This window comes from Haemophilus parainfluenzae (assembly GCF_036288925.1).
In the GTDB taxonomy this organism is placed as follows: Bacteria; Pseudomonadota; Gammaproteobacteria; order Enterobacterales; family Pasteurellaceae; genus Haemophilus_D.
The window spans coordinates 1,757,736-1,774,686 of record NZ_CP127167.1 but is presented as its reverse complement, the minus strand read 5'-3'; the positions used below and the strand labels follow the sequence as shown (position 1 = coordinate 1,774,686).

Sequence of the window (16,951 nt, the reverse complement as noted above, 5' to 3'; positions counted from 1 at the left end):
ATGAAATTATATGTTTACGATCATTGCCCATTTTGTGTGCGAGCTCGCATGATTTTCGGTTTAAAAAATTTGTCGGTAGAGCTTGTAGTGCTCGCGAATGATGATGAAGCAACGCCAATCGGTTTAGTGGGGAAAAAGGTTGTACCAATTCTTGTCAAAGAAGATGGTGCAGCGATGCCAGAAAGTTTAGATATTGTGCATTATGTCGATGAACATTTTGGTGAAAAAATCTTATCTGAACACGTTCGTCCTGAAATTGAAGCGTGGTTAAAAGAAGTCGGCAGTTATTATGGTCATCTTACGACTGCACGCTTCACGCAAATTGGCTTAGCAGAATTTGAAACCCAAAGTGCGGTCGATTATTTCACTAAAAAGAAAACGGAATTTATTGGGGATTTTGCTGAAAATATTGCGAAGACTGAAACCTATCTTACTCGCTTAAAAGGGGATTTAAAGAAATTAGCTGTATTAATTCAATCTGAAAATGCCTTAAACGGCCAACTTTCTCTTGAAGATATTATCGTTTTCCCTGTATTACGAAATCTAACTTGTGTGAAAGGCATCGAATTTCCACCAGCAGTTTTAGCTTATATCACGAATATGGCTAAGTTAAGCAATGTGCCGCTATATTTTGATAAAGCCATTTAATCACTGCTGATTCATAGGCATTGGAAATACTGAAGTTTTGACTTGGATCATAGGTGCGGTCATTTTTTCAGTATTTTTTATTCATCGATCTATAATCTCTACGTTTACTTTAATAAGAGCGTAGAGATATGGATCAGGAATACCAACGAGCGGTTACCCGCATTTGTGTGGAAACCGCTTTGTTATTGTTACAGCATGGAGCAGAAAGTGCTGTTGTCGTACAAATGGCACAGCGATTAGGTGTAGCTTTAGGCATTGAAAGCGTGGAGTGTGCTTTAACGGCAAATGCCGTCTTATTGACCACACTTTCTAAACAACATTGCATTACCACAGTGCGTAAGAATGTCGATAAAGGCATTAATATGCAAATCGTTACGGATGTTCAGCACATTGTGGTTGCCGTAGAGCATCATTTGTATGATTTGTCTATGGCACAAAAGAAATTGGATAAGTTAAAACCACTAAAATATAACCGTTATTTGGTGGTGTTTATGATTGGTTTATCTTGTGCCTCTTTTGCTCACCTTTCTGGCGGAGATATGACAATTTGTGCGATCACCTTTATTGCTTCTGCCATTGCCATGTTTATTCGACAAGAAATTTCTAAACGTCATTACAATCCACTCATCGTTTTTGCCATTACCGCGTTTGTTGCTTCACTTATTTCAGGTATGAGTTTGAAATATAGTTTAGGCAACGATCCCCATATCGCATTAGCGTCTAGCGTTTTATTACTCGTTCCAGGATTCCCATTAATTAATTCACTTGCGGATATTTTAAAAGGGTATGTCAATATGGGAATAGGACGCTGGACCATCGCTACGGTTCTCACTTTTGGTGCTTGTTTAGGTATTGTCTTTGCGTTAAATCTTTTAAATATTGTTTCTTGGGTGGGGTAATAAGATGTTTTTACTGAATTTACTCGATGATATGCTTTTTGCTGCCATCCCCGCAGTAGGATTTGCTTTAGTATTTAATGTTCCGCCTAAAGCCTTAAAGTATTGTGCGATTTTAGGTGCACTTGGACATGTCACACGAACTTTATTACTACACTTTGGTGTCCCAATTGTTTTTGCCACTTTTTTCGCCACTTGTGTAATTGGTTTTATTGGGGTGCATTTATCTCATCGTTATTTAGCCCATCCGAAAGTCTTTACTGTTGCGGCAATTATTCCAATGATTCCAGGTGTTCATGCTTATAAAGCGATGATTGCTATCGTACAAATTCACCATTATGGCTTTTCCGATAAATTATTTGAGCAAATGATCAGCTCTTTTATCAATACCAGCTTTATTTTGGGCGCTCTTGTTTTGGGCTTAGCCTTACCAGGACTATTGTTCTATCGACAAAAACCGGTCGTGTAGAAAATAAAAAAGCCGACATGAATCGGCTTTCGCATTTAATCAATATTTAATTAACCATGGCAAGTTTGGCAAGCGGCTTGGAACATCCAAACAAGTTTTTCTTGTTCTTTGATGTAGTCGCTCATTTGAGAAGCGGTACCTTCATCATCAGACTCACCCGCTAATTCAAGGATTTCACGTTGTTGTTCAAGTAGTACTTTTAATCCTTCTAATGTGCCTTTTAAGCAAGATTGCGCATCACTTACCCCTAACTCTTCTTTAATACGTGAGTGTTGGAAGTATTGTGAATAACCGTTATGCGGTGTGTAACCTAAAGTTAAGATACGTTCTGCCACTTCATCTATTTTTACTACTAAATCTGTGTAGATTTCTTCAAATTTTGCGTGTAATTCAAAGAAGTTTACCCCTTTAATGTTCCAGTGGTAACCGCGCACGTTGGTATAGAATACTTGATAGGTTGCTAATAATTCATTTAATTTTGCTGCTAATTTTTCAGATGCTTTTTTATCTAAACCGATTGATGTTTTTGACATAGTATTTTCCTCTTTATTGTTAATTAAAATATTGTTCCCTTGCTTAGGAAGTGTGGTCATTATAAGCATCATTTTTTCTGATAGCTATTTCATATTATCTAGTGATTTAATAGTTAAAACCTATTTATAAAAATTATACATAGTTAAAAGTTTTTATTTTAAGGTGCGGAAAAAAACTCTGTGAAGTAGATCACACATTCAATATTTCCCCTTTGACAGAATGAAGCGAAGATGACTATGATTGATGCAAATCATTTTGTTCTAAGATTTGATTGCTTTACTTCATTTTCGAATGAAATGTTTGGCTAGGTTTAAAAACCCAAAATATGATTTTATTACTCATCAGGAGTTTAGTATGACAAAGCATTTTTCCTTTGAAACGAATGAATCTCGTCGTCATTTTATGAAACTTATGGCTGGCGTGGGGGCGGGTCTTGCATTTAGTGGTACATTAGGCACATTTGCACCAAAAGCCTTTGCTGCAGAAATTAAAGGTAAAACTATTGAAGCGGGGATTGCTTATCCGCTTTCTACCGGTTTTGACCCAATGACATCAAGTGGCGCTTCACCTTATGCAGCAAACTTGCACATTTTTGAAGGTTTAGTGGATTTGCATCCTGCAACTCGTGAACCTTATCTTGCTTTAGCAGGAAAAGAGCCAGAACAAGTTGATGAAACAACATGGCGCATTACTTTACGTGAAGGCGCAACCTTCCATGATGGCGCACCAGTCACCACTGAAGACGTTGTGTATTCTTTCAATCGTATTATGGATCCAGCCAATAAATCTTTATTTGTGATGTTTATTGATTTCATTGAAAGTGTGAAAGCTGTGGATGATAAAGTGGTGGAATTTAAATTGAAATATCCATTTGCTTTATTTGCTAACCGTTTAACTTGTGTGAAAATTGTACCGAAACATGTAATCGACAAAGTCGGTCAATCTGCATTTGATGCGCACCCAGTTGGTTCTGGTCCATTCAAATTTGTTTCAGCTGTGAAAGATGACAAAATCGTCTTTGAAGCGTATGAACCTTACAATGGTAAATATCCAGCGCAAGTTGAAAAAATGTCTTGGTTATTACTTTCTGATGCCGCAGCTCGTGTGACTGCACAAGAGTCTAAACGTACTCAAGCAATGGAAAGCGTGCCTTATTTAGACATTAATCGCTTGAAAAACAAAAAACAACAAGTGCAATCCGTTCAATCTTTCGGCTTGCTATTCTTAATGTTTAACTGTGAAAAAGCACCGTTTAATAATCCAAAAGTACGTCAAGCGTTACACTATGGTTTAAACACTGACAAACTGGTTGATATTGTATTTGATGGTAATGCAGAAGCTGCAACATCATACTTACAAACGACTCACCCAGATTATATTAAGGCATCAACTCAATATCCTTATGATCAGGAAAAAGCCGCGGCATTATTAAAAGAAGCCGGTGTAACTGAGCTTAAATTTGAATTGCTCGCAACCGACCATGACTGGGTGAAAGAATCTGCACCGTTAATTTTAGAGTCTTGGAATAAGATTCCAGGTGTGAAAGTGACTTTACAACACTTACAATCTGGTGCGTTATACAGCAACAACGTAGATCCAGGTGTATATGAAGTGGCAATCGCACCGGGTGACCCATCAGTGTTCGGTAATGACTTAGACTTGCTTTTAAGCTGGTGGTATCGTGGTGATGTATGGCCGAAACGTCGTTTCCGTTGGAGTAATACCCCTGAATTTGCGAAAGTGACTGAATTACTCAATGCAGCAGTGAGAGCAAAAGATCACGCTGAAGCGAAAAAATCATGGGAAGAGGCGATTAACATTATTGCGGCTGAAGTACCACTTTATCCGATTGTTCATCGTAAACTTCCTTCAGCATGGGATGATAGTAGCCTTGAAGGCTATCAACCATTGGCAACAACCGGTTTATCTTTCCTCGGTGTGGGCCGTAAATAAAAGTGCTTTTTAATTTAATGTTTTGGCTGTTGAGCAATCAACAGCCTTTTTTCTTTCCTTTTTATCTCAAAGTGCGGTCATTTTTCTCTCTGTTTTTCAATCATTTTTTCTCTCAATTTCATTTCAAAAAAATCTTTGTGAAGCCGATCACAGATTTGAATTTTGCTCTATGTACTTGGATTGACAGGGCTTGAGCTGAACACTATGATTACTGTAATTCATTTTGTTTTTGAATTTGATTGTTTTGCTTCATTTTTGAAGCGAACGAATTTCTCAAGCTAGAACAGGAGAAGTTAGATGGATATGATACTTCGATTATTGTTACGTCGATTGATGGCTTTGCCAGTCATGATTCTAGGTGTAACAGCACTCGTTTTTGTGGTGCTTCAATTTACACCAGGTGATCCCGCTACGGTGGCACTAGGCGAAAGTGCGAGTGAAGCAGCAAAACAACTTTACCGCGAATCACACGGCTTAAATGATCCACTCTTTGTTCAATATTTTCGTTTCTTAGGTCATTTACTTGTATTGGATTTTGGTGTGACTATGCCACCAGAATTACCAATCAGTAGCATGCTAGCGAAATCTTTCCCAATCACGTTACAACTTACCCTAATTGGTGTGGTGTTTGCGGCAGTAGTCTCTTTTTCATTAGGTGTACTGGCCGCGCTTTATCGTGATAGCTGGGTAGACCAAGTGATTCGTTTAATCTCTGTTGCAGCGGTTGCGACCCCCTCATTCTGGTTAGGTATCTTACTTATTCAATGGTTCTCTTTGGAGTTAGATTGGTTGCCTTCAGGTGGTTTTGTGCCATTCAGCGAAAGCCCGATGGGGTATATCAATTCCATGATTTTGCCATCTCTTGCACTTGCCGTGCCGGTATGTGCGTCATTAATTCGTGTGGTGCGTACAACCATGGTAGAAGAAATGGATAAAGATTATGTGAGAACGGCGATTGGTAACGGTGTGCCTTATGCAACTGTTATTCGTCACAACGTATTACGTAATGCATTAATCACACCAGTAACAGTATTAGGTTTACGCGTAGGCTACTTACTTGGTGGTGCGGTAGTTATCGAACAAATCTTTGACTTACCGGGCATGGGTAAATTGATTTTTAACGGTATCGTCAATCATGACTTACACTTAGTACAAGGGGTGGTTCTGACAATCGCCTTTACCTTCGTTTTAGTGAATATTATCGTTGATATTCTCTATGTGTTGATTAACCCTAAAATTCGGAGTCTATAATGTTTCGTCAAGGTTTAGCAGATCGATTAGCTGCAAGCGGTGCGAGATTCCGAGCACTTTCCACCGCATCAAAAATTTCATTATTATTCTTAGTTTTCGTTGCTTTAGTGGCGGTATTTGCCCCTTGGGTAGCAACACATGATCCATTAGAAGTGATCGCACGTATGCGTGCTCCAAGTGCGGAATATTGGTTTGGGACTGATCGACTTGGTCGTGATATTTTCTCTCGTATTGTTTATGGTGCCCAAACGTCCTTATTTATCGGTTTAGGTGCGGTAGCTTGCGCCATTATTTTCGGTAGTGTTTTAGGTGCAACTGCAGCCACATCCGAGAAATGGGGCAATGAAATTATCATGCGCTTAATGGATATTTTAATGGCCTTCCCAGGTATCGCATTAGCGGCAGTGTTATTAGCAACCTTTGGTAACTCAGTGCCGGTCATTATCATCACCATTGCCGTGGTTTATACCCCGCAACTTGCTCGTGTAGTTCGTGCGAATGTGGTATCACAATGGGATGAAGACTATGTGCGTGCTGAACGTGTTATTGGTGGTAGCCGTACTTATATTCTTCTCAAACACGTTGTACGCAATACCGCGGCACCGGTTTTAGTCTTCGCGACCGTAATGGTGGCAGATGCTATTGTGTTTGAAGCCTCGCTTTCTTTCTTAGGCGCAGGTGTACAACCTCCACATCCTTCATGGGGTAACATCCTTTCTGAAGGTCGTAACATCGTATTAAACGGTGCATGGTGGGCGACAACCTTTGCGGGTGTGATGATTCTTTTAACCGTATTAGCCTTAAATATCTTAGCGGAAGGGCTTACCGATGCCTTGGTTAACCCGCGCTTGAAAGGCGGTAAAAAACCAGAAGGTAAATCAGATGAACGTCTTTCTACTGACGTACAAGAAGCGCTTTCTGAAGGTCTTGCATTAAAACGTTACTTGCTCAAATTACATGAAAAAGAAATCACCCGTACGAATCGTATGCAATTAGATCCAAATGCAAAACCGATTTTACAAGTGAAAAACTTATCAATCCGTTTCCCGAATCGTTATGGTGAAATTCCATTGGTTGATAACATCAGCTTCACCGTAAATGAAGGGGAAACCATGGGGTTAGTAGGAGAGTCCGGTTGTGGTAAATCTATTACAGCATTCTCTATCATGGGCTTGTTACCAAAAACAGCTAAAATTACTGGGGAAGTGCTTTTCACAGACCGTAGCGGAAAACAACACAGTTTGCTTAACGCTAACAATCTAAGTGAATTGCGTGGTTCTGAAATTGCGATGATTTACCAAGACTCTTTAAGTGCATTAAACCCATCAATGCGTATCAAAGATCAAATGGCACAGCTCATCAAACGTGGTAGCCACCATACCGCAGAAAAATTGCTGGAATGGGTACACCTCGCTCCAGAAAAAGTGTTGAACCGTTATCCGCATGAACTTTCTGGTGGTCAACGTCAACGTGTGGTGATTGCAATGGCATTAACTCGTGAGCCGAAATTATTAATCGCCGATGAACCAACAACCGCATTAGACGTAACCGTTCAAGCTGAAGTGGTGAAATTATTGAATGAATTACGTGAAAAACTGGGTTTTGCTATGGTATTTGTCAGCCACGATTTAGCATTAGTTGCACAATTAGCTCACCACATTACGGTAATGTATGCAGGTCAAGTGGTTGAAATGGCACCAACATCCTTATTGCTTGCTAATCCAACACACGAATATACCCGTGGCTTATTGGGTTCTGTCCTTTCAACCGAAGTCCGTGCGAAACGTTTATATCAAATTCCGGGCAGCGTACCATCACCTTACGATTTTGCTGCCGGCGACCGTTTTGCAAGTCGTTCATTGCGACCAGATGCTAATCCGGATCAAAAATTGATATTAACCGCCGTGGAAGGTGAGCCGTCTCACTTGTGGGCTTCTCATTTAGCTGAGCCTGTAACGGAAGCGAAAGGAGCATAATATGAGCAGTAGTATTAAAGTCATTAAAGAACAAAACATCATCGATTTAGAAAATATCGTGGTGCAATTTCCTTCTCGCGACGGTTCATTGTTTGGACGTAAAAAATTCACAGCGGTGAATAATGTGAGTCTTGGCATTAAAGCGGGGGAAACCATTGGTTTAGTAGGGGAGTCTGGCTGCGGGAAATCTACCCTAGCCAATGTAATAATTGGACTTCTTAAACCAACATCTGGTTTAGTGAAATTCAACGGTTTACAAATGCAATATGGCAGCTCAGAAGCGAGAAAACAATTCGGTCGCCAAGTATCGGTCATTTTCCAAGACCCAGCAACCGCACTGAATCCTCGTATGAAAGTGTTGGATATTTTGCGTGACCCAATGGATATTCACAATGTGTTACAACCTCATGAACGGGAAAAACGTGTGTATGACTTGCTTTCTCGCGTCGGTTTACCACGTTCTGCAGCACAAGTTGAGCCAACTCGTTTATCTGGCGGGCAAAAACAACGTGTGGCGATTGCACGTGCTTTAGCGCTGAATCCAAAACTGATTGTTGCGGATGAACCGACTTCTGCGTTAGACGTATCCGTTCGTGCTCAGGTATTAAACTTATTGGCGGACTTGAAAAAAGAACTCAATCTTGCCATGGTGTTTATCTCTCACGATATTCAAACCGTACGCCAAGTATCTGACCGTATTGTCGTGATGTACGGCGGTCAAATTTTGGAGACCGGTAGCACTGAAGATATTTTCAACCACCCAACCGTGGATTACACCCGAAAATTACTTGGTGTTGCCCCGTCATTGTTATAAAACGAGTGAATAAAACATCTTAATTTATGACCGCACTTTAAAAGTGCGGTTATTTTTTTGAGCATTTTTTGTTTTAAGGTGTTGATAAATTTTAGAAACATATTCCGAAAGTCTTTTAGAGTTTAGGTTTTTTTCTCAAATAGCGTAGAATGGGCATATAAAAATGAGGAGATTTAACATGCAACAAAAAATTCAACAAGCATTAGCAAACTCGCCACTTTCAAATGCAATTCTTTCTGCGTTAGAAGAACAAGAATGGAAAGGCTTTTTACCGGCTGAAAAAGTGCGGTCAATTTGTGATGAATTTAAGCTTACGCCTGTTCAACTAGGGTTGGCACTTTTGCCCGTAGCGGCTTGTTATAGCCATACACCCATTTCAGAATTTCATGTTGGCGCGATTGCGATTGGTGAAAGTGGTGATTTTTACTTTGGTGCGAATCAAGAGTTTCAGGGTAGTAGCATGGCTCAAACCATCCATGCTGAACAAAGTGCGATTAGCCATGCATGGTTACGTAATGAACCTCGAATCACTGATATTGTAGTGAATTACACGCCTTGTGGTCACTGCCGTCAATTTATGAATGAGCTTTATCAAGCGCAAGATTTAAAAATTCATTTACCACACAGCCAAAATAATCCACTTCCTCAATATTTACCCGATAGCTTTGGCCCGAAAGCTTTAGGCGTTGATTTGCTTCTATTAAACAAAGAAGAACAAGGTTTTACTTTGACGACGGAAGATGAAGTGGCAAATAAAGCGATTTTAGGGGCAAACCGAGCTCATTCACCTTATTCTAAAAGCCCTCACGGTGTAGGCATTTTATTTAAAAATGGGGAAATGATTTGTGGTCGATATGCAGAAAATGCAGCATTTAACCCAAGCTTACCGGCTATGCAAACAGCGATTAATTTTGCCTACTTAAATCAATTGGATGTATCGAAAATTGAGCGAGTAGTATTTGCAGAGAAACCGTTGCGTTTAAGTCACCGCAAGATGGCAGAGCAGTTATTGAAGAGCCTCTGCAAGGTGAAAATGGAATATATTAGCCTGTAAGCACGGTCAAAAATGAATTAGTTTTTGAACGAAAAGAAAGAGGCGAACAGAGATAATCTTTCATGTTCGCCTTTCTTTTTACTGATTTTATGCTAATTCAGCACGTAATTTTTTCGTGACATCAACCATCACTTTTAGTGCAGCAATCGTTTCTGGCCAACCGCGAGTTTTTAATCCACAGTCTGGGTTCACCCATAAACGTTCTTTCGGCACCACTTGTAATGCTTTACGAAGGAGGTGTTCAATTTCTTCTGCTGTAGGTACGCGTGGACTATGAATGTCATATACGCCAGGACCAATATCATTCGGGTATTTGAAATCACCAAATGCGGTGAGTAATTCCATGTCAGAACGCGAGGTTTCGATAGTAATGACATCGGCATCTAAGGCCGCAATAGCCGGTAGAATGTCGTTAAATTCGGAATAACACATGTGCGTATGAATTTGGGTATCATCTTTGCAACCCATTGAGCTTAAACGGAAGGCTTCGCCCGCCCATTTCAAATAAGCATCCCAATCTGCACGTTTTAACGGTAAACCTTCACGAATAGCCGGCTCATCAATTTGAATCACTTTGATACCTGCTTTTTCTAAATCTAATACTTCATCAGAAAGCGCTACCGCAATTTGTTTGCAGACTGTTTCACGAGAAATATCGTTACGCACGAAAGACCATTGTAAGATCGTGACCGGACCAGTCAGCATGCCTTTCATCACTTTATTGGTAAGGCTTTGGGCATATTGTGACCAACGTACCGTCATGGGTTCTGGACGAGTAACATCACCGTAAATCACAGGCGGTTTTACGCAACGTGAACCATAACTTTGTACCCAACCAAATTTGGTGAACGCAAAACCATCGAGTAATTCACCGAAATATTCCACCATGTCGTTACGTTCTGCTTCGCCATGTACCAATACATCTAAGTCTAATTTTTCTTGCTCACGTACAACGAATTCAATTTCTTTTTTCATTGCAGTTTCGTAATCAGTTAAGCTGAGTTCGCCTTTTTTGAAGGCAGCACGAGCATGACGAATGGCTGTCGTTTGTGGGAAGGAACCAATATTCGTCGTTGGCAGAAGTGGTAAATTTAACCATGCATTTTGTAATTTAATGCGTTCCGCAAATGGCGATTTACGTTGGTCAGCATTTTCCGGTAAGTTTGCTAAACGTTCAGCTACACAAGTGCGGTGAATTTCACGCGAGTTTTTACGAGCATCCGCAGCTGCTTGAGATGCAGCTAATTCCGCTTGAACGGCTTCACGACCTTGTTCTAGAGCGGTCTTAATAATGCGTAATTCTTGAATTTTTTGTAACGTGAAAGCCAACCATTGATAAAGCTCAGGCTTATTTGCTTGGAGTTGCGTTTCAACTTCTAAATCATAAGGTGTATGGAGGAGAGAGCAGCTTGGCGCAATCCACAAACGATCACCTAATTTCGCTTTTAATGGTTCAACCACATCTAACACTTGATTCAAGTTTGCACGCCAAATATTACGGCCATCAATGATGCCTACAGATAAGATTTTGTCATAATCCGCGAAGGCAGCAAGTTGTTCTGGTGCGCGCACTAAATCGATATGTAAACCTGCTACAGGTAAGGCTTTTAACAAATCAGCGTGTTCTGCCACAGAGCCGAAATAAGTCGCAAGCAATAATTTCGCTTTCACTTGTTCAGCAAAAGTGGCGTAAACCGCTTTATAAGCAGAAATCCATTCTGCCGGTAAATCTAAAGTGAGAGCAGGTTCATCAATTTGAATGTATTCAACACCTTCTGCAGCTAATGCATTTAAGATTTCAACATAAACCGGCACGAGTTGTGTTAATAAATCAAAGCGATTAAATGCTGCACCTTTTTCTTTCCCTAACCAAAGGAAAGTGAGTGGACCAACGATAGTTGGTTTAACATCATACCCAAGCGCTTTAGCTTCACGGATTTGTGTCACATAATGAGTTGGATTTGCTTTAAATTGCGTTTCTTTATGGAATTCAGGAACAAGATAATGGTAGTTGGTATCGAACCATTTTGTCATTTCAATCGCAAATTGAGTTTTATTACCACGCGCTAATTGGAAATATTGATCGAGTGTTAAATTTTGGCTATCGAAACCAAAGCGAGTAGGAATCGCACCTGTTGCCACTTGTAAATCTAAAATATGATCGTAAAGTGTAAAATCAGCCACTGCGATAAAATCAGCATTTGCCTTGGCTTGGTGCTGCCAATTTAGTTCACGTAATCTTTTTGCAATATCTAATAAATCCGCTTCCTCAATTTCGCCACGCCAGTAACGCTCTTGAGCAAATTTAAGTTCACGCTTTGCGCCTACGCGCGGAAATCCTGCTAAATGAAATGTTGTCATAATTAATCCTTCTATTGTTTAGTTTAGACGTCTAAACGTCTTTTCATGTATAGAATGCAATAAAATAAAAGATTATACAACTTCATAATTTTCAGGTTTTATATGAATAAAATTAATAATTAAGATTTGCTGTTTGATTATTTTCTTTTTCCTTCTCCAAATAGTAGTAACTCTCCATCGTTTTTCTGCATTTTATGATGAAATTTCTCATAACTCATATTTGTTATTTACATATTTATATAACGATGTAATATGAGGCCTTTATATCTTTTTTTATATAATGATATTTAAGGATAACCCAATGAAAAAACAACATAAATTAAGTCTGTTAGCGATATTAGTGATTTCGAGTACAGCGTATGCTGAAGAAAAACTTGAAGCTATTAATGTCACAGCAGAAGAGCAAGTTAAACAATCTCTCGGTGTTTCGGTGATTTCACAAAAAGATTTAGAGCGAGATCCAATTGAAAATGATGCCTCTGAAATTATTGCTAAACAACCAGGGGTCACATTAAGTACAAATGCGCCTGGCGGTGCCCGCGGTAATAAACGTCAGGTTGATATCCGCGCAATGGGGCCGGAAAATACGCTGATTTTAGTAGATGGAAAACCTGTAAAATCTCGTAATTCAGAACGTTATGGACGTAATGGCACACGCAATACACGTGGTGATACAAACTGGGTGCCGGCAGACGCAATCGACTCTATCGAAGTACTACGAGGTCCCGCTGCTGCACGTTACGGTTCTGGTGCAATGGGTGGTGTGGTTAATATCAAAACCAAATCACCAACAAGCGAATACCATGGTAGTTTGAATTTATTTACAGAACAACCAGAAGACAGCAAAGAAGGTTACACTAATCGTCTCGGTTTTAATTTCAGCGGTCCACTAGTTAAAGATGTATTGGGCTTCCGTTTATACGGCAACATTGCTAAAACACAGGCGGATGCGCTAGATATTAACTCGGGAGAGGATTCTAGTACAAATAATAATGCAGCAACGCAAGATAATACACGCTATGCAAGTCGTGAAGGGGTTCGTAACCGCGATATTGCAGGACAGTTAGTTTGGAACTCCGGATCAAAAGTTAACCTTTGATGCAACATATAGCAGACAGGGTAATATTTATAATGGTGATACTCAAAATAGTTCTGTTTTACTGACTCAAGCGATGAAAACGAGTCGTGATCTTGCTTTACAAAAAGCAGAAACGTCAACACTTTATCGCCAAAGTTACGGCTTAACGCATGAAGGAAAATGGGGGGCTTTCGATAACCGCACTTATTTTACCTTTGACCAAACCCGCAACTATCATTATCCAGAAGGTTTATTAGGTAGTACGGAAGGCGCTTATAACGGTTTAGAAAAATCGGTTGGTTTGTTGCGAAATTATCGCTTTAGTAATGAGCTTTATATTCCGTTTATGACCGGTCGTACTGGACATATGTTAACCGTTGGTTTAGAAGGCTCTCGTTCAGAATTAAACGACGCGGCCTCTATGACGCAAACCATGCAAGTTTACGCACTTGTACCTTGGTTAGCTGATAAAGGCCGTAGCGGTAAAGTGGCACAAAATGAATGGGCAGCGTTCTTAGAAGACAATATTATATTGCCGAATGAGAAAACTATTTTAACCCCAGGTATTCGTTTTGATTCTAGTACGAACTCTAAATCAAATTGGAGTCCCTCTCTGAACTTCTCCCATCAAGTTAGCGATAACTGGAAAATCAAAGGTGGGGTAGCTCGAGCTTACAAAGCACCAAATCTTTACCAATCTTCACCAAATTATTTGTTAATTAATGCAAGTAATGGTTGCCCGATTGATAGTGCTAATAACTGGAATAATCCGAATGCATTAACCTCAACAGGTAGTATTGTTAAGACAGATGCAAAAGGTAAACAATATACCGTTCTTCAAAATAGCAATGCAAAAGGCTTTGATTGGGGACGAGCTTGTTACTTCTTAGGTAATGAAAATATTAAGCCAGAAACAAGCTGGAACAAAGAGATTGGTGTGGAATATGAGAAAGATGGTAAGTTATTCTCTTTAGCTTATTTCCATAATGATTACCGTAATAAAATTGTGTCTAACGGTGAATTCTTGACAACGATTGATGCACCAGCTGGTGGTTATGATCGTGAAATTCGCCCAAGCAATACACCAAATGGAAAAGCAATTTACCGCAACTACACAGCAACTAACGTTTATCGTTGGGGAAATACACCAAGAGCAATCATTGAAGGGTTGGAAGGAAATATTACATTACCATTCTTAGATGATGCGCTAGTATTCAGTACCAATTTCACGTATATGCTCAAAAATGAAAACAAGAAAACCGGTAATCCGATCTCACTTGTACCGAAATATACAGTGAACAGTAATCTTAACTGGAAAATCAATGACCATTGGGATGTGAATACCTCGTACACCCGTTATGGCAGACAAAAAACGGTAGAAAATGCTGAAAACTTCATGCAAGTGATTTACACCACGGGTGAAAGCCTTGTTACGCAATATCAACTTGGTAGCTATGGTATTTGGGGAGCTAACGTGGGATATAAATTCAATGATAGTTTAAGCCTACGAGTTGGTGTGAATAACATTTTAGATAAACGTATTTATCGTAATGCAGGTACAGCTCGTACTTATAATGAACGTGGTCGTTCTTACTTTGCTAATTTAAAATACAGTTTCTAAGCTTTCTTTTCTCTATCATCGTTAAACAAAGTGCGGTCAATTTGATCTGCACCCCAAAAGTTGGACTCAACAAACCAACAATTGAGGTGCAGATTTTTTATGGGTAAACACTACACAATCGAATTTAAATTACAAATTCTTCAACCTATTTTGAATGGAAAAATGAGTATTAGAGAAGCAGCTCGTTTTTACAATATTCCTTCCAACGCCCTAGTCGGGACATGGTTGAAACGGTTTGAAAAAAGTGGCATAAAGGGACTTATTCCCCGTAAACCATCAGGACGACCGCCTATGAAACCTAAATATGCCAGAATGCCACCGCCACCCAAAACTGAAGAAGACCGTTTACGCCTGAGAATTTTACAGCTTGAAGCGGAGGTAGCCTACCTAAAGGAGTTGAGAAGGCTCAGACTTCAGGACGAAGCCGAGCAACGGAAATTATCCAAAGGTTAAGAACACGCTATCCGTTAAAATGGCTTTTAGGCTTTGCACAGTTAGCGCGTAGTACGTTTTTTGCGAAACTTCAGATTAAACCGGATAAGGATGAGGAGCTGAAAAAGGCCATTAAACGCATCAAAGCCAATCATCCTGATTATGGCTACCGACGTGTTCATGCCAGCTTGCCAGGCGTGAATCATAAAAAAGTTCAACGTTTAATGCAGACACTTGGGCTTCAAGTGCGGTCAAGAAAAAGCAAGAAATTTACCACCTATCGAGGCACGATAGGGGTAATTGCACCGAATCATCTTGAACGCGATTTTAGTGCAACGGCCCCGAAACAAAAATGGGTGACAGATATCACCGAGTTTAAGGCGAAAGATGGGAGTAAAGTCTATTTATCTCCAATTTTAGACTTATTTAACAATGAGATAGTCTCCTATAATCTCAGCTATTCCCCAAATTGGGCGCAAGTAGAGGACATGTTAATGCAAGCCGTCAAAGGATTAAATAAAGCTTGTGGTGTCATTTTACATTCAGACCAGGGATGGCAATATCAAATGGTAGCTTATCGTCGAATTTTAGCTGAACATGGCATCATTCAAAGTATGTCGAGAAAAGGGAATTGCTTGGACAATGCCGCAATGGAAAGTTTCTTTGGGCGATTAAAAACGGAATGTTTTTATGGTCGGGAATTTAAAACAAAAGAAGAGATAGTTGATGCTGTCAGAGATTATTTGGATTACTATAATCATCGACGGATTCAACTAAAATTAAAAGGACTGAGTCCGATACAATATCGAAAACAATCCTTTAAATAACAGTCTAACTTTTTGGGGTCAGATCAATTTGACCGCCTTTTTTATATTTTAGACAAAAAATAACCGCACTTTTAAAGCGCGGTTATAGAGAATTCTGAACAGTTTAGTTGAGATTATTCAACACCAACCATTACAGAAGTTGCTTTGATAATCGCATATGCTTCTTTACCAACTGCTAAACCTAATTCTTTTACTGCATCGATAGAGATAGTAGAAGAAATTACATTACCGTTACCGATATCAATGTGTACGATTGCGTTCACAGAACCAGTTTCGATTGATTTTACAGTACCTTTAAGTTGGTTTCTTGCACTAATTTTCATCAAGTATTTCCTTATGTTTGAGTTAAAAAAAAGAGCGCGCATTATAACGATAAATGCTTCAAATGAAAATACTACTTAAGAGGTGCTAGGCCTTTCAAGATTTGTTCAGCATTTTCTTTGCTTAATGTATAACCGTAATATTTTTTATAGAAACCTTGCGTTTTTTCCACCATATTTAAGTCTTTAAATTGCTCTGGGTGGAAGAGTTGAGCTGCCCAAAGAACTTGTAAGGCTTCTTCGGCACTGTAGCGGTCCCATGGGAACGTGCCGGTTGGATTGGCATAAATACGATTATTTTTAACCGCACTTATTGATTGCCATGCTGGATCAGCTTTGATTTTTTCGATTGCGGCTTGCGCTTTATTGCCGCTGCTGCCAATGATGATGACATCTGGATTTGCTTGAATAATGCTTTCTACGGTGACGGTCACCATATTGGCTTCATCCGGTAACACGCTTTTACCGCTAGCTAATTTAATCTATTCGCCGATCATGGATTTTCCGCCGTCAATCATCAATAAGTCTGAGCCTTTAGTGATATGTAACACCGTAGGGCGCACTTCATCTTTGAGACCTTTAAGACGATTTTCCACAAATTGAATATTGTCTTCTAATTCTTTGATATAGCTTTCTGCAATTTCAGGTGCTTTATCACCTAAAACTTCAGCGGTAATCCGTACGGTTTTCTTCAAACCATCAAAAAACGGCGAAGTC

13 protein-coding genes and 2 pseudogenes are annotated in these 16,951 nt (G+C 39.7%); 11 read left to right on the top strand and 4 right to left on the bottom strand.

The window, feature by feature from the left end:
• The 3 genes from grxB to QQS40_RS09015 all read left to right on the top strand — a co-directional run bounded on the left by grxB (nucleotide 1) and on the right by QQS40_RS09015 (nucleotide 2,013).
• Nucleotides 1–648 (top strand): glutaredoxin 2, encoded by a 648-nt coding sequence (gene grxB / locus QQS40_RS09025; protein WP_289901761.1) that lies wholly within the window; start codon nucleotides 1–3, stop codon nucleotides 646–648.
• Nucleotides 649–776: 128 nt separating this feature from the next.
• On the top strand, nucleotides 777–1,547 hold the full coding sequence (locus tag QQS40_RS09020) for a threonine/serine exporter family protein (protein WP_289901762.1): 771 nt from the start codon (nucleotides 777–779) through the stop codon (nucleotides 1,545–1,547).
• Between the two features lie 4 nt (nucleotides 1,548–1,551).
• On the top strand, nucleotides 1,552–2,013 hold the full coding sequence (locus QQS40_RS09015) for a threonine/serine exporter family protein (RefSeq protein WP_049363622.1): 462 nt from the start codon (nucleotides 1,552–1,554) through the stop codon (nucleotides 2,011–2,013).
• Nucleotides 2,014–2,063: 50 nt separating this feature from the next.
• Here the strand turns inward: QQS40_RS09015 and QQS40_RS09010 are convergent, their stop codons facing one another.
• A complete protein-coding gene (locus tag QQS40_RS09010) occupies nucleotides 2,064–2,546 on the bottom strand; it encodes a Dps family protein (RefSeq protein ID WP_289901763.1) in 483 nt (160 codons plus the stop codon).
• Nucleotides 2,547–2,901: 355 nt separating this feature from the next.
• Here QQS40_RS09010 and QQS40_RS09005 point away from each other — a divergent pair, with 355 nt between their 5' ends.
• From QQS40_RS09005 to cdd, 5 genes are all read left to right on the top strand, one after another.
• A complete protein-coding gene (locus QQS40_RS09005; protein WP_329504903.1) occupies nucleotides 2,902–4,500 on the top strand; it encodes an ABC transporter substrate-binding protein in 1,599 nt (532 codons plus the stop codon).
• A 297-nt stretch (nucleotides 4,501–4,797) separates the two neighbouring features.
• Nucleotides 4,798–5,751 carry an ABC transporter permease gene (locus tag QQS40_RS09000; protein ID WP_049358061.1) on the top strand — a complete coding sequence of 318 codons (954 nt, stop codon included), beginning with the start codon at nucleotides 4,798–4,800 and terminating at the stop codon, nucleotides 5,749–5,751.
• Nucleotides 5,751–7,727 carry a dipeptide/oligopeptide/nickel ABC transporter permease/ATP-binding protein gene (locus tag QQS40_RS08995; RefSeq protein WP_289901765.1) on the top strand — a complete coding sequence of 659 codons (1,977 nt, stop codon included), beginning with the start codon at nucleotides 5,751–5,753 and terminating at the stop codon, nucleotides 7,725–7,727. The genes QQS40_RS09000 and QQS40_RS08995 overlap by 1 nt, the downstream gene beginning before the upstream one ends.
• A gap of 1 nt (nucleotide 7,728) precedes the next feature.
• The gene (locus QQS40_RS08990) at nucleotides 7,729–8,541 is read left to right on the top strand and encodes an ABC transporter ATP-binding protein (RefSeq protein ID WP_005696082.1); all 813 of its coding nucleotides are present in this window, start codon (nucleotides 7,729–7,731) and stop codon (nucleotides 8,539–8,541) included.
• Between the two features lie 178 nt (nucleotides 8,542–8,719).
• Nucleotides 8,720–9,595, top strand: a complete 876-nt coding sequence (gene cdd, locus QQS40_RS08985) for a cytidine deaminase (RefSeq protein WP_289901766.1) — start codon at nucleotides 8,720–8,722, stop codon at nucleotides 9,593–9,595.
• An 87-nt stretch (nucleotides 9,596–9,682) separates the two neighbouring features.
• Here cdd and metE read toward each other — a convergent pair whose 3' ends face one another.
• Nucleotides 9,683–11,956 carry a 5-methyltetrahydropteroyltriglutamate--homocysteine S-methyltransferase gene (gene metE, locus QQS40_RS08980; protein ID WP_289901767.1) on the bottom strand — a complete coding sequence of 758 codons (2,274 nt, stop codon included), beginning with the start codon at nucleotides 11,954–11,956 and terminating at the stop codon, nucleotides 9,683–9,685.
• Nucleotides 11,957–12,257: 301 nt separating this feature from the next.
• Here metE and QQS40_RS08975 point away from each other — a divergent pair.
• From QQS40_RS08975 to QQS40_RS08965, 3 genes and pseudogenes are all read left to right on the top strand, one after another.
• Nucleotides 12,258–14,655 (top strand): annotated as a pseudogene (locus QQS40_RS08975) (TonB-dependent receptor).
• A gap of 99 nt (nucleotides 14,656–14,754) precedes the next feature.
• Nucleotides 14,755–15,108: a helix-turn-helix domain-containing protein gene (locus QQS40_RS08970; protein WP_128787400.1), complete on the top strand. Its 354-nt coding sequence runs from the start codon at nucleotides 14,755–14,757 to the stop codon at nucleotides 15,106–15,108.
• Nucleotides 15,093–15,914 carry an IS3 family transposase gene (locus QQS40_RS08965; protein WP_128787665.1) on the top strand — a complete coding sequence of 274 codons (822 nt, stop codon included), beginning with the start codon at nucleotides 15,093–15,095 and terminating at the stop codon, nucleotides 15,912–15,914. Before QQS40_RS08970 ends, QQS40_RS08965 begins: the two co-directional genes overlap by 16 nt.
• 113 nt (nucleotides 15,915–16,027) lie before the next feature.
• Here QQS40_RS08965 and QQS40_RS08960 read toward each other — a convergent pair whose 3' ends face one another.
• Both QQS40_RS08960 and QQS40_RS08955 read right to left on the bottom strand, forming a co-directional pair.
• Entirely contained in the window at nucleotides 16,028–16,237 is a 210-nt protein-coding gene (locus QQS40_RS08960) for a TOBE domain-containing protein (RefSeq protein WP_007525241.1), read from the bottom strand.
• 71 nt (nucleotides 16,238–16,308) lie between these two features.
• Nucleotides 16,309–16,938 (bottom strand): annotated as a pseudogene (locus QQS40_RS08955) (ABC transporter substrate-binding protein); the annotation flags it as partial.
• Nucleotides 16,939–16,951 lie beyond the last annotated feature (13 nt).